Source organism: Streptomyces sp. NP-1717 (assembly GCF_022695985.1).
Taxonomy (GTDB): domain Bacteria; phylum Actinomycetota; class Actinomycetes; order Streptomycetales; family Streptomycetaceae; genus Streptomyces.
On record NZ_JAAPBF010000209.1, the window covers coordinates 1 to 12,948 of the forward strand.

Below are 12,948 nucleotides of genomic sequence, written 5' to 3' on the forward strand. Positions count from 1 at the left end.
AGGGAATTCAGGACTGTGGTGCGGAGCGACCGAACGCCCCCATCGGAACCCGGCGCCCCGTCGGCGGTCAAGGTGTAGACCACTTCTCGGCGCCTCGATGAAAGAATCGGCGCATGGCGGAAATCATCCAGAAGGACGGCACTTGGACCTTCGACGGCGACACGGTGCGCATAGTGCCCGGCAGCGACAAACGCGTGAGTCTGCTGCGCAAGTCGCTCGGTGAAGTCGCCGTGCCGCTGCGGGCGTTGGCGGGTATCACCTTCGAGCCCGGCCGCAAGTCGGGGCGCCTCAGACTTCGGCTGCGCGACGGCGCCGACCCGCTCACGAGGGTCGCCGGGGGGAAGCTGGACGACGGCTCCGATCCGTACCGGCTGACCGTGGACAACGACCGCGCGGGCGTCGCCGAGTACTTCGTCGACGAGGTGCGCAACTCCCTGCTGCTCGACGAGGTCGACGCGGGTCCCGTCGGGCGCTATCTGCTGCCCGGTCCCGCCCTGCCGATCACGATGGGCGCGGGCGACGGGACGGCCACCTTCGACGGGGAGGAGATCCGGCTGGAGTGGAACTGGAAGACCGAGGAGTCGAAGTCCTCACGGGGCACCACCACCCTCGCGCTCGGCGATGTGGAGGGTGTGGAGTGGCGGCCGAGCGCGGGCATGGAGAGCGGCTTCCTGCGCTTCCGGGTCGGCAGGGGCAATTCCCCGGCGCCCAAGTACGACCCGCACGCCGTGGAGCTGTACGGATTCCGCAAGGACCCGCTGATGGCGCTGGTGGCCGCCGCCGTGGTCGCCCGGCTGCCCCACCCGAACGCGGAGGCCCCCGCACCCGCCCTCCTGGCCAAGACGCCCGAGCCCGCCGACGCCGTCCCCGCGCCGGCATCCGTGACCGCTCCCGCCCCGGCGAGTGGTAACGATCATGACGCGCTGCTGCGCAGGCTGCGGGAGCTGGGCGAGCTGCACCAGGCCGGGATCCTGACGGCGGAGGAGTTCACGACCGCCAAGCAGGCCGTACTGAAGCGTCTCTGAGCAGCCCCTCGGGGGAGATCATGAGCACTCCTGCCCGAAATCGGGCAGGATTCTTGCAAAGAGTCTGATTCGCCCGCAGTATCTACGGGTGCTCGAACGCCGTTCACCCTCGTCCCACGACGACCTCGTCGACCATCTGGTCCGCAGCACCGCGCTCCCGCGCGGCGAGGCGGCCCGGGTGGTCCTGGACGTCCTGGCGTACTTCGACGAGACCACCGAGGAGTTCGTCCGGCGCAGGCACCGCGAGCTACAGGCCGGCGGTGCCCAGAACCCGGAGATCTTCGAGCGGATCGCGGCCGAGCTGCCGCACCGCGCGGTGGCGCCGCCGGAGCTGTCCCTCAGACAGCTCCGGCGCATCGTCTACGGCTGAGCACGCCGTGCGGCCGCCCGGGCGGCCCCATGGAGACCACTGGACATTGACGGAGGGGCAGAGACTGATATGTGCGGGATCGTCGGTTACATCGGAAGGCGTGACGTCGCTCCACTGCTGCTCGAGGGCCTGCAGCGGCTGGAGTACCGGGGTTACGACTCGGCGGGCCTGGTCATCACGGGCAAGGCTGCCGCCGGCAAGCCCGCCGCCCTGAAGATGGTCAAGGCCAAGGGCCGCGTCCGTGAGCTGGAGTCCCGCGTCCCCAAGCGGTTCGCCGGCACCACCGGTATCGCCCACACCCGCTGGGCCACCCACGGCGCCCCGAGCGACGAGAACGCGCACCCGCACCTCGACCCGGAGAACAAGGTCGCCCTCGTCCACAACGGCATCATCGACAACGCCACCGAGCTGCGCGTGAAGCTGGAGGCCGACGGTGTCGTGTTCCTCTCCGAGACCGACACCGAGGTCCTGACGCACCTCATCGCGCGCTCGCAGGCCGAGACGCTGGAGGAGAAGGTCCGCCAGTCGCTGAAACTGGTGGAGGGCACCTACGGCATCGCGGTCCTGCACGCCGACTTCGCGGACCGTATCGTCGTCGCCCGCAACGGCTCGCCCGTCGTCCTCGGCATCGGCGAGAAGGAGATGTTCGTCGCCTCCGACGTCGCCGCGCTGGTCTCCCACACCCGCCAGGTCGTCACGCTGGACGACGGCGAGATGGCCACCATCAAGGCCGACGACTTCCGTACGTACACCACCGAGGGTTCGCGCACCTCAGCCACGCCGACCACCGTGGAGTGGGAGGCCGAGTCGTACGACATGGGCGGCCACGACACGTACATGCACAAGGAGATCTCCGAGCAGGCCGACGCCGTGGACCGGGTGCTGCGCGGCCGGATCGACGACCGGTTCTCGACCGTGCACCTGGGCGGCCTCAACCTGGACGCGCGGGAGGCGCGCGGGGTGCGGCGCATCAAGATCCTCGGCTGCGGCACCTCGTACCACGCGGGTCTCATCGGCGCCGGACTGATCGAGTCGCTGGCGCGGATCCCGGCGGACGCCGAGCCCGCGTCGGAATTCCGTTACCGCAATCCCGTCGTGGACCCCGACACGCTCTACATCGCGGTGTCGCAGTCGGGCGAGACGTACGACGTCCTGGCGGCCGTGCAGGAGCTCAAGCGCAAGGGCGCCCGGGTGCTCGGCGTGGTCAACGTCGTCGGCTCGGCGATCGCCCGCGAGACCGACGGCGGTGTGTACGTGCACGCGGGCCCCGAGGTCTGTGTCGTCTCCACCAAGTGCTTCACCAACACGGTGGTGTCCTTCGCGCTGCTGGCGCTGCACCTGGGCCGGATCCGCGATCTGTCGGTCGCCGACGGCAAGCGGATCATCGCCGGGCTGCGCAGGCTGCCCGCCCAGATCGAGGAGATCCTCGGGTCCGAGGCCGAGATCAAGAAGGTGGCGGAGGAGTACGCGGACGCGAAGTCGATGATGTTCATCGGCCGGGTACGCGGCTATCCGGTGGCGCTGGAGGCCTCGCTGAAGCTCAAGGAGATCTCGTACATCCACGCCGAGGCCTATCCGGCGTCCGAGCTGAAGCACGGACCGCTCGCGCTCATCGAGCCGGCGCTGCCGACCGTGGCGATCGTGCCGGACGACGACCTGCTGGAGAAGAACCGCGCGGCGCTGGAGGAGATCAAGGCGCGCAGCGGCCGGATCCTGGCGGTCGCGCACCAGGAGCAGCCGAAGGCCGACCAGACGATCGTGGTACCGAAGAACGAGACGGAGCTGGACCCGATCCTGATGGGGATTCCGCTCCAACTGCTCGCATATCACACGGCGTTGGCGCTGGGCCGGGACATCGACAAGCCGCGCAACCTCGCGAAGTCCGTGACGGTGGAGTAGTAACCGGCTGCGGTGGCGGGGCGACTGACGCCGTATCAGTACGGCACGCGCCGCTACGGGATGACGACGACGGGCCGTTGGGCCCGTCGTGCCAGCCGCCCCGCCACCGTGCCGAAGATGCGTCCGACGATGCCGTGCGTGGAGCCGACGACGATCGCGTCGGCCGAGTACTCCTGGCCCACCTCTTCGAGTTCGTGGCAGATGTCGCCGCCGCGCTCGACGAGGATCCACGGCACCTCGGTGAGGTAGTCGGCGCAGGCCAGTTCGAGACCGAGGACTTCGGTGCGGTGGTCGGGGACATCGACGAAGACCGGTGGCTCGCAGCCCGCCCAGACGGTGGTGGGCAGCCGGTTGGCCACATGCACGATGATCAGGGCCGAGCCGAGTCTGCGGGCCATGCCGATGGCGTACGCGAGCGCGCGCTCGCTGGAGGTCGAGCCGTCGAAGCCGACCACCACTCCGTGCCGGAAGGCGGGATCGCAGGAGTGGCGTGTCTCTTCCGCCGCTCGCAGGTCCGACGCGGGGTCGGTCAACTGCTCGCGGTCAGCGGGTTCGGGGATTTCGTGACCGGCCATCGATGTCTCGGCGAAGAGGGTCCTTGTGTGAAGGAGCAACAATTGACGTGGCAACGGAGCTGTGTCTGGGAATCATCTTCCCAACCCCTTACCCCCAAGGGTACGGCGACACTCCTCTTCTGCCCATGCGCCGCCGCGGCACACGCGGCGTCCCAGGGAGCATGCACGAGCCCGTCGGTGATCGCAACGCCGGATGGCCCGTACACAGGGGCGCGCCCGGGGGACACCCGCCGGGACGCGAGGGGCGGGCCACCCGGGGGGTGGTAAGTGACCGGACGGCCGGACGTCTCGTTGATCATGGATCCCCCGTGGTCGACGCGGTCACTCCAGTCACCACGGCCACCCTCGTCACCAGGGAGCTCACGTGTCCGTACGACCGCACCACCACGACTCCCCCTCCGGACCGGACTCCGCGCCGGCCGCCCCGGCCGGGTCCACCGTCACCGTCACCCTCGCCTCCGTCGCCCCCGCCTCCGCCTCCTCCGCCGACTCCGCGAGCGATGTGGTTCGCTGGGCGGCGTTCAGTTGTCTGCTCGTTCCCGTGGTGCTCGTCGTGTTCGGTACGTCGGTCGGCGGAGCGGCCGTACCGGCGCTCGGACTTCTCGCCGTGACGGCGGTCTGCCGGCTGCTGCTGCGCCGCTCGGAGAGGTCCGGCCGCGTCCGGCGTACGGCAGGTAACGCCAAGTCCCACGGGGCGCGTCAGGGCGCGCGGACTCATGACTGAAGTGCGCCGGGGGTCTTACGCTTCCCGGCTCGCACACCCGTAAGTTTTCAGCCAACTTCACCCCTGCGACCGTTCCTTGGTGAAATGGCCTGTCAACCCCCTTGCCACCAGGGCAGAGAGGTCCTTTCCGGCCGCGAACGGCCTACGGGGACGGGCCATGCGCGTGAGGCGCACTTCCCTGTGAGGCGTGGGAGTGGAACGCTTCGTGATCGAATGCTTCGCGCCACGTTGCCTTGTCGACATAGCGCTGGATAGCGAACTTGTCACGCCGGCACCACGGGACACAGTAGATTCGATCATGAGTATCGAAGACTGGGGTCCCGTGCAAAACCGAGGGGAATCGTGCAGGAGCGAAAGACCCGACACGAACGGGGAGACGAGAACACCGAGGGGGGCTTAGCGCCATGAGCCAGGACTCCATTGCCGCACCGGAGTCAGCACGGAAGCTTTCCGGCCGCCGCCGCAGAGAAGTCGTGGCCGTGCTGCTGTTCAGTGGTGGGCCCATCTTCGAGAGCTCCATCCCGCTCTCCGTGTTCGGCATCGACCGTCAGGATGCCGGGGTCCCGCGATACCGGCTGCTCGTGTGCGGTGGGGAAGAAGGTCCGCTGCGCACCACCGGCGGCCTCGAACTCACCACGCCGTACGGCCTGGAGGCGATCAGCAGAGCGGGCACGGTGGTCGTCCCGGCCTGGCGGTCGATCACCTCGCCGCCGCCGCCCGAGGCGCTCGACGCGCTGCGCCGCGCGCACGAGGAGGGCGCCCGGATCGTCGGACTGTGCACCGGCGCGTTCGTGCTCGCCGCGGCCGGTCTGCTGGACGGCCGCCCGGCGACGACGCACTGGATGTACGCGCCCACGCTCGCCAAGCGGTATCCGTCCGTCCATGTCGATCCGCGCGAGCTGTTCGTGGACGACGGGGACGTGCTCACCTCCGCGGGCACGGCGGCCGGAATCGACCTGTGCCTGCACATAGTGCGTACGGATCACGGGACCGAGGCCGCCGGGGCACTGGCACGCAGGCTCGTCGTCCCGCCCCGGCGCAGCGGCGGTCAGGAGCGCTATCTCGACAGGTCTTTACCAGAGGAGATCGGCTCCGACCCGCTCGCCGAGGTCGTGGCCTGGGCGCTGGAGCATCTGCACGAGCAGTTCGACGTGGAGACTCTGGCCGCCCGCGCCTACATGAGCCGCAGGACGTTCGACCGCCGCTTCCGTTCGCTCACCGGCAGCGCGCCGCTGCAGTGGCTGATCACGCAGCGCGTGCTCCAGGCGCAGCGGCTGCTGGAGACCTCCGACTACTCGGTCGACGAGGTCGCCGGCCGCTGCGGCTTCCGCTCGCCGGTGGCGCTGCGCGGGCACTTCCGGCGCCAGCTGGGCTCGTCCCCCGCCGCGTACCGGGCCGCCTACCGGGCCCGCCGTCCGCACGGGGACCAGCTCGCGCCCCCGGCGGTGGAGCAGGCCGTACCGGCGCAGCCGTCCCCGCACGCGCGGCGGACGGCCGGGGCCACCGCGCCGTCCGGTCCCGCGACGGCCCCGTCGACGGTGCCGGAGCAGGTCAAGTCCTATTCGGAGGCTTTCGCCGCCGGCCAGGGCCGCCCGAGCCTGCCCGGTCAGAGGAGCGCACCGTAGGGTAAGGCGCATGAACGATCGAATGGTGTGGATCGACTGCGAGATGACCGGGCTCTCGCTGACGGACGACGCACTCATCGAGGTGGCCGCGCTGGTCACCGACTCGGAGCTGAACGTGCTCGGCGAGGGGGTCGACATCGTCGTGCGTCCCCCGGACGCGGCGCTGGAGACGATGCCCGAGGTGGTGCGGCAGATGCACACCACCTCGGGTCTCCTCGACGAGCTGGCCGGCGGCACGACCCTGGCCGAGGCCGAGGAGCGGGTGCTGGAGTACGTACGCGAGCACGTCAGGGAGCCCGGCAAGGCGCCGCTGTGCGGCAACACGGTCGGTACCGACCGCGGCTTCCTGCTGCGGGACATGCCGGAGCTGGAGGGCTACCTCCACTACCGGATCGTCGACGTCTCCTCGGTCAAGGAGCTGGCGCGCCGCTGGTACCCGCGCGCCTACTTCAACAGCCCGGAGAAGGGCGGTAACCACCGGGCGCTGGCGGACATCCGTGAGTCCATCGCGGAGCTTCGCTACTACCGTGAGGCGGTCTTCGTGCCGCAGCCCGGCCCGGACTCGGACACGGCGAAGGCGATCGCGGCGAAGCACGTGCTGTGAGCCGTGGGGCCCGCCACCCGGATTCGCCGGGGGCGGCCCGCGGGCCCACGACAACCGGGGCGCGAGCACCCTCGCGGACCCTGTACACTTTTTCTCGGCCGGTCGGGTACGGAAATGACCGGGCATGGTGGGTATAGCTCAGCTGGTAGAGCACCTGGTTGTGGTCCAGGATGTCGCGGGTTCAAGTCCCGTTACTCACCCTGAATGATCAAGGCCGGACCTGGGATTATGGGTCCGGCCTTCGTCATGCCCGAAACTTTGGGAACACCGTGGCCTAACGCACCCTGCCGAACGGGCCGCCTGATGTCCCTCCGTGGCAACCGTCAGGAAGCGTGGCTCCAGGGAGGCCGCGGGGGCTTGGAATCGGAGAGGTTCGCCGACGAGGACCGGGCGGAGGCCTTCCGCAAGCTGGTCGGCGCCCACAGGCAGACATGGCCGTACGGCTGGGTCAAGGGTGCTGAGCGCCGAAAGCAGATCGGCCCCGGCCTGGGTTGGTCCGGGCCGTCGTCCCCACCGCACTGCCCGACAGGGGCTGCGCCTGCCCCGCCGGGCTCAAGGCCCGGACCTGCTACCACCGCGCGGCCGCCGCCATCCTCACCGCCGCCGCTTGACCCTCACAGCACTGCACCCCCTGTCTGGCCTCGGGCCGGGCAGGGGGCACCTTCGTCGTGTCCAGGCCTTGCCTGGGTGAGCTCCCACAAGAGCACCGGCCCTACGATCATCGGCATGATTCGAGCTGTCGTTTTCGACGTGGGCGAGTGCCTGGTGGACGAGACCCGCGAGTACGGGACCTGGGCTGACTGGCTCGGCGTCCCGCGCCACACCTTCGCCGCGATGTTCGGCGCCGTCATCGCCCAAGGCCGCGACTACCGAGACGTCTTCCAGGAGTTCGAGCCCGGCTTCGACCTGTACGAGCAGCGCGAGGCCCGCGCAGCCGCCGGGCAGCCGGAGGCATTCGACGAGACCGACCTCTACTCCGACGTGCGGCCCGCGCTCGCCCAACTTCGTTCTGCCGGAATCTGGCTGGGCATCGCCGGAAACCAGACCATCCGCGCGGGCGGCATCCTTCGGACCCTGTTCGCCGACGATGTGGACCTGATCGGTACGAGCGACGACTGGGGCGCGAGCAAGCCCGACCCCGAGTTCTTCATCCGCGTCGCCGGGATCGTGCCGTACGAGCCGGGCGAGATTCTCTACGTCGGCGACCGCGTCGACAACGACCTCCGCCCCGGTGCCGCCGCCGGCATGTACACCGCACTCATCCGGCGCGGCCCGTGGGGCACCATCCAGTGGAACACCGAGGAAGCGAAGAAGCTCCCCACCTTCCGGGTGGAGAGCCTCCTCGAACTACCGGACGCGATCGCCGACTTCAACGCCTCAGCGCGCTGACCGTCGTCGCCCACCCGTACAGCCGGTCGTCCAGCTCGCGTACGCACTGCTCGTGCTGGTGCGGCGCGAGCGATCGCCGGACCTCGGTGATCCGATCCATACCCATGGCGTACCAGGTGACCGCGAGCTGATCGAGCGCGCGAAGCGCGTACCGACATGCCTCCTCCGGCCGCCCGGCCGCTGCCTCGACGGCGGCCAGGTCACCGAGGATGACCGTGCGCTGCTTGTCCTCAGCGGCGGGCAGCCCGTCGAGGACGCCGAGGAGGGTGGTGCGGGCCTGCGGCAGGTGCCCAGCCCGCAGTTGGGTGTTGCCCTTGAACGCGGCCAGCCGGACCGGGCTGAACCAGTCCAGCCACTCCGGGCTGGCGTGCTCGCCACCCGCCGCGAGCAGGTCCTCCGCGTGCCCGACCAGGTGCAGCGCCGTACGGGTGTGCCCGCACCGGGTCTCGCACTCCGCCTCGACCGCGTCCAGCCACGCCAGCAGTTCGGCGGACGCCGGGCCACGCCGGGCGTACGTGCGCGCGGCCACCATGCGCTCCACCGCCGCGCCCCGATCTCCAGTCCACGCCGGGACGAACGCCATGTGCGCGAGGACCGCCGCTCCGAGCAGCGGGTCGTCAGCTTCTCCGGCGGCCTGAAGCGCGCGCAGAAGCGTCGCACTCGCACGCTCGGGCTCCCGCATGTCGAAGAACTCGATCCGGCCCGCGAGGAGGTAGGACTCGGCGACGGCAGCAGCGACGTGACGGCGGGTCTGGCCGACGGTCTCAGTGAGGAGGGCGCAGCCGAGGGTGGCGTGCGCGAGTGCGGCTGGGTGGAGGGTCGCCGGGGCGACGGACCAGTACAGCCTGCGGTGCGAGCGAGTCACGGAGACGAAGTCCGTGGCGACGGTGGCCGGTTGCACCACGGATGTGGCCTGGGTGGGGATCGTGGCGTGCCCGGCGGGGGCTGTGAGGGCGGGGCGCCTCGTCGGGCCGTCGGGAACGGTGAACCCGAGGGATTCGAGGTCCTGCCCAAGGGCCCTGGTGAGGGCCTGCTGGATGTCGGGGTGGGGCCACGGCGGCGCGGGGGACTCCCACCGGCGCACCTGCCGGACACCTACACCGAGCGCGGCGGCGAGCGCCTGCTGGGAGGCGTATCCGGCCGCGATACGGGCGGCCCTGAGGCGGGTGTTTCCTGTCTGCTGCGGCACGGCGCACCTCCGAATCGGACTGGCGCCCAGTGTGACAGCGGGCCCTCTCGGTAACCAGGAATCACTCATTCGGGTACGCAAAAGTCCTGATCTTGAACAACAAAAGACCTCTGAAAGTCCTCGCACGAGCCCTTTTACAGGGCCACTGTTGGTGACTCACCCGACAGGTCGGTACGCAGAGGAGCCGCGATGCCAGTCACCCACACATCCACGGACTGGGAGGCCATCCGCGTCCCGCGGTTTCTGGGGCTCACGGCCCTCGACATCCTCGGCTCACGCTGCGGCGCCGTCGTCGACGACCCGGTTGAGATGGCCCTGTACTGGCTCATCCCCGTCGGCGCCGGGGCGACTTGGGAAGTGGCGACCACTCGTGTCGACACAGAGCACCTCACGATCCCAGTGCCGCGCCGTCCGCGCGGGCCGGGCCCGCACTGGCGAATGTGCCCCGGCGAGGATCGATGGCTCACCGACGCGGACGCGCTGCGCGCCGCACTCGAAGACGCCCTCGGCCCGCAGCCGTCGGAGGCGGGCGCATGAGCCGCGAGTCCTGGCAGCTGCACCCCGGAGGTTCGGGCGCCGGCGGCGTGCAGCGGGTGCCCGTCGCCGACCGCGCTGCCGCCGCGCGCCGGGTGGATGACAGGCAGGTCCTTGACGCGTACAAGGCGTACCTCGACCACCTCGAACAGGCCGCGTGCGGTATCTGCCCCGAACTGCTGGAAGGCCGCTGCGACGCCGGCCGGGCCCTGTGGGACACGTACAAGAACGCGCAGCGCGGCACGTGAGCCGCGACCAGTCTCCGACGGGCACGCCCTGCGGGTGCCTGACCGTGTTGGCCATACCGTCCTGCTTCGGATTCCTCGCGGTGGTCGGGCTACTCCTCGGCGGATGCGCGCTGTACGACCTCGTGCTCTGACCCTCGCCCGCTGCCGCTCGAAGGCTCCGGCGGCGAGGAGCTGCACAGCAACGACCGGCACTCGCCACGGGCCGAGACAAACACCCAAGACCCCCGCCCCGGCCGCCCATTCCCTGGCAGGACAGCGACCGAGACGGGTCCATGCACCACCCATCGAGAGAAGGGATCGGCACATGACGACCGTACAGCGCTGGGCGATCGTCCAAGGCGACGAGGACAACACCGACATCGAAGACGGCGACGGCAAGGGCAGCAACCCGACGCAGGGCTGCGGCGACAACGGCGGCTACCGCGCAAGTTGATACGTCAAGGCGGCCCGCTCGGGGAAGCTGGGGCGGGTCGCCCCTCGCGAGAGGATCAGACACCATGGCAAGAACCGTGACGGGGGCAGGCAAAGTAACCGTGCTGCCGCTGCTGCACACGTGGCCGGACCAATACGGCGTCCTCACCTACGCGACGAGCGGAGCGTTCGGAGACACCGCGATCGTCGGCTATATCCCCATCATCGACATCCCCGACATGCCCCTGATGGACATCGCCGCCCGCCACCAGCCGACGCGGGTGTACAGCTCGGCGGGTGGCAGCGGCTTCGCGGAGGCGTGCTGGCTGATGTGCGTGGGCTGGTCCGGCCGCCTGATCCGGAAGCCGGGCACCCTCGAACTGTCCGACGCGGCGTGGTCGCTGGAGGTCGACGCGACCACGGAACTGTTCAAGACGATGTACGGGCACGACCGGCTGCACGTCGGCAGGATGACCCTGAACGACCCCGAGTTGACGGCGAAGGCCCGCGAGGTGCTGCCCGCCGGTGCGAGATCCGTGGAGCCTGTCCGATAGTGGCGCCCCACAGGCCGCCCCGGTCGGTGTCCCCCGTCGCCGGGCGGGGCTCTACTCCTGGCGGACCAGCTCGGACAGCGGGATGTTGAGGGCGCGCGCGATCAGCAGCAGGTCGCCGTGTCGCGGGCCTCGCGGACCGGCCCTTCGTCGCGCTCACCCCCGTGCCGCCCCCGCCCCTTGACACCGCCCGTGCGAGCGGGGACGCTCGATCCGACATGGGAGCGCTCCCATGTCCCGTCCGAGGCCGATCCGAGGAAGGACGCAGCAGTCGGTGATCATGGCGGGTGCGCCGCTCGGTACGCTGCCGCTCCTGCCAACCTTCGTGATCTTCGGCAAGCATATGGTCGGTGGCATCATGACCGGTGCGGTCAAGGGCTGACCGCGCGTTTTCCTCGACCCGGAGCGCATCCATGTCCCTCAGTTTTCCGTCCGACTTCATATGGGGCACCGCCACCGCCGCCTATCAGATCGAGGGCGGCGCGAGGGAGATCGGCCGCACCCCGTCGATCTGGGACACGTTCAGCCACACGCCCGGCAAGGTCGAGAACGGCGACACGGGTGACACCGCGGCCGACCACATCCACCGCCGGGCGGAGGACGTGCGCCTCATGGCGGACCTCGGGGTGAACGCGTACCGCTTCTCGGTCTCCTGGTCGCGTGTCCAGCCGATCGGGCGCGGCCCGGCCGTCCAGCGCGGTCTCGACTTCTACCGCAAGCTCGTCGACGACCTGCTGGAGCGCGGTATACGGCCCGTCCTCACCCTCTACCACTGGGACCTTCCGCACGATCTGGAGACCGCGGGCGGCTGGCCGGTGCGCGAGACGGCGTTCCGGTTCGCGGAGTACGCGCGGATACTCGGTGACGCGCTCGGGGACCGGGTCGACCGCTGGGTGACCCTCAACGAGCCCTGGTGCAGCGCGTTCCTGGGGTACGCCTCCGGTGTCCACGCGCCTGGCCGTACGGACCCGGTGCTCGCGCTGCGGGCCGCGCACCACCTCAACCTCGGCCACGGGCTGGCCACCCAGGCGCTGCGGACCGTGCTGCCCAGACGGGCGCAAATCACCGTCTGCCACAACGCGGCGGCGGTGCGGGCCCGTTCGCAGTCGCCGCAGGACCTGGACGCGCGGCGCCGGATCGACGCGCTGGCGAACCGGATCTTCACCGGGCCGATGCTGTCCGGCGCGTATCCGGAGGACCTGTTCAAGGACACCGCGCGGATCACGGACTGGTCCTTCGTGAAGGCGGGCGACGCGGTGACGATCCATCAGCCGCTGGACTGGCTGGGCATCAACTACTACACGCCGCACCTGGTCTCGGCCGCGGAGGACACCGGTGCGGACGCGTCGCGCCGCGGCAGCCACGGTCACCAGCACGGCGAGGGCGAGAAGTCCCCGTGGCCGGGCGCCGAGTCGGTGACGTTCCATCAGCCGCCGGGCGAGGTCACCGAGATGGGCTGGTCGGTCGATCCGACCGGGCTGTACGACGTGCTGATGCGCTACACCCGCGAGGCACCCGACGTGCCGCTGGTGATCACCGAGAACGGCGCGGCGTACGACGACAGGCCGGACGAGCGGGGCGCGGTCCACGACCCGGACCGCATCCGTTTCCTGCACGGGCACTTGTCGGCGGCGCACCGCGCGATGGCCGACGGGGCCGACGTGCGCGGCTACTTCCTCTGGTCGCTGCTGGACAACTTCGAGTGGGAGCGGGGGTACGGGAAGCGGTTCGGGGCTGTGCACGTCGACTACGGGACGCAGTCACGCACCCCGAAGTCGAGCGCCCGCTGGTACGCCCGCCTGAC

The 12,948-nt window shown here is 70.2% G+C and carries 14 protein-coding genes, 1 tRNA gene and 1 pseudogene; 14 read left to right on the forward strand and 2 right to left on the reverse strand.

The window, feature by feature from the left end:
- Nucleotides 1-113 precede the first annotated feature (113 nt).
- The 3 genes from GXP76_RS28825 to glmS all read left to right on the forward strand — a co-directional run bounded on the left by GXP76_RS28825 (nt 114) and on the right by glmS (nt 3,294).
- On the forward strand, nt 114-1,025 hold the full coding sequence (locus GXP76_RS28825; RefSeq protein WP_242574552.1) for a DUF4429 domain-containing protein: 912 nt from the start codon (nt 114-116) through the stop codon (nt 1,023-1,025).
- 88 nt (nt 1,026-1,113) lie between these two features.
- A complete protein-coding gene (locus GXP76_RS28830) occupies nt 1,114-1,395 on the forward strand; it encodes a hypothetical protein (RefSeq protein WP_242574553.1) in 282 nt (93 codons plus the stop codon).
- Nucleotides 1,396-1,464: 69 nt separating this feature from the next.
- A complete protein-coding gene (gene glmS, locus GXP76_RS28835) occupies nt 1,465-3,294 on the forward strand; it encodes a glutamine--fructose-6-phosphate transaminase (isomerizing) (RefSeq protein ID WP_147875395.1) in 1,830 nt (609 codons plus the stop codon).
- Between the two features lie 53 nt (nt 3,295-3,347).
- Here the strand turns inward: glmS and GXP76_RS28840 are convergent, their stop codons facing one another.
- Complete coding sequence (locus tag GXP76_RS28840; protein ID WP_242574554.1) at nt 3,348-3,869, reverse strand: universal stress protein; 522 nt, start codon at nt 3,867-3,869, stop codon at nt 3,348-3,350.
- A gap of 364 nt (nt 3,870-4,233) precedes the next feature.
- Here GXP76_RS28840 and GXP76_RS36080 point away from each other — a divergent pair, with 364 nt between their 5' ends.
- The 5 genes from GXP76_RS36080 (at nt 4,234) to GXP76_RS28865 (ending at nt 8,211) form a co-directional block, all read left to right on the forward strand.
- The gene (locus GXP76_RS36080) at nt 4,234-4,593 is read left to right on the forward strand and encodes a hypothetical protein (protein WP_374362962.1); all 360 of its coding nucleotides are present in this window, start codon (nt 4,234-4,236) and stop codon (nt 4,591-4,593) included.
- 404 nt (nt 4,594-4,997) lie between these two features.
- On the forward strand, nt 4,998-6,218 hold the full coding sequence (locus GXP76_RS28850) for a helix-turn-helix domain-containing protein (protein ID WP_242574555.1): 1,221 nt from the start codon (nt 4,998-5,000) through the stop codon (nt 6,216-6,218).
- A 10-nt stretch (nt 6,219-6,228) separates the two neighbouring features.
- Nucleotides 6,229-6,822 carry an oligoribonuclease gene (gene orn / locus GXP76_RS28855; protein ID WP_242574556.1) on the forward strand — a complete coding sequence of 198 codons (594 nt, stop codon included), beginning with the start codon at nt 6,229-6,231 and terminating at the stop codon, nt 6,820-6,822.
- Nucleotides 6,823-6,949: 127 nt separating this feature from the next.
- Nucleotides 6,950-7,022 (forward strand) — tRNA-His (locus GXP76_RS28860).
- A gap of 526 nt (nt 7,023-7,548) precedes the next feature.
- Nucleotides 7,549-8,211 carry an HAD family hydrolase gene (locus GXP76_RS28865; protein ID WP_242574557.1) on the forward strand — a complete coding sequence of 221 codons (663 nt, stop codon included), beginning with the start codon at nt 7,549-7,551 and terminating at the stop codon, nt 8,209-8,211.
- Here the strand turns inward: GXP76_RS28865 and GXP76_RS28870 are convergent.
- Nucleotides 8,192-9,400 carry a transcriptional regulator gene (locus GXP76_RS28870; RefSeq protein WP_242574558.1) on the reverse strand — a complete coding sequence of 403 codons (1,209 nt, stop codon included), beginning with the start codon at nt 9,398-9,400 and terminating at the stop codon, nt 8,192-8,194. The two genes, GXP76_RS28865 and GXP76_RS28870, sit on opposite strands and share 20 nt — an antisense overlap.
- Nucleotides 9,401-9,589: 189 nt before the next feature.
- On the opposite strand from GXP76_RS28870, the gene GXP76_RS28875 reads away from it, so the two are divergent.
- The 6 genes and pseudogenes from GXP76_RS28875 to GXP76_RS28895 form a co-directional block, all read left to right on the forward strand.
- Complete coding sequence (locus tag GXP76_RS28875) at nt 9,590-9,937, forward strand: hypothetical protein (protein WP_242574559.1); 348 nt, start codon at nt 9,590-9,592, stop codon at nt 9,935-9,937.
- Nucleotides 9,934-10,182: a hypothetical protein gene (locus tag GXP76_RS28880; RefSeq protein ID WP_242574560.1), complete on the forward strand. Its 249-nt coding sequence runs from the start codon at nt 9,934-9,936 to the stop codon at nt 10,180-10,182. The genes GXP76_RS28875 and GXP76_RS28880 overlap by 4 nt, the downstream gene beginning before the upstream one ends.
- 304 nt (nt 10,183-10,486) lie before the next feature.
- Nucleotides 10,487-10,615: a hypothetical protein gene (locus tag GXP76_RS35730; RefSeq protein WP_277993946.1), complete on the forward strand. Its 129-nt coding sequence runs from the start codon at nt 10,487-10,489 to the stop codon at nt 10,613-10,615.
- A 64-nt stretch (nt 10,616-10,679) separates the two neighbouring features.
- Nucleotides 10,680-11,147 (forward strand): hypothetical protein, encoded by a 468-nt coding sequence (locus tag GXP76_RS28885; protein WP_242574561.1) that lies wholly within the window; start codon nt 10,680-10,682, stop codon nt 11,145-11,147.
- A gap of 250 nt (nt 11,148-11,397) precedes the next feature.
- Nucleotides 11,398-11,526, forward strand: a pseudogene (locus GXP76_RS28890) (carbohydrate ABC transporter permease); the annotation flags it as partial.
- Nucleotides 11,527-11,557: 31 nt separating this feature from the next.
- The coding region (locus GXP76_RS28895; RefSeq protein ID WP_242574562.1) for a GH1 family beta-glucosidase at nt 11,558-12,948 on the forward strand (1,391 nt) is incomplete at its 3' end.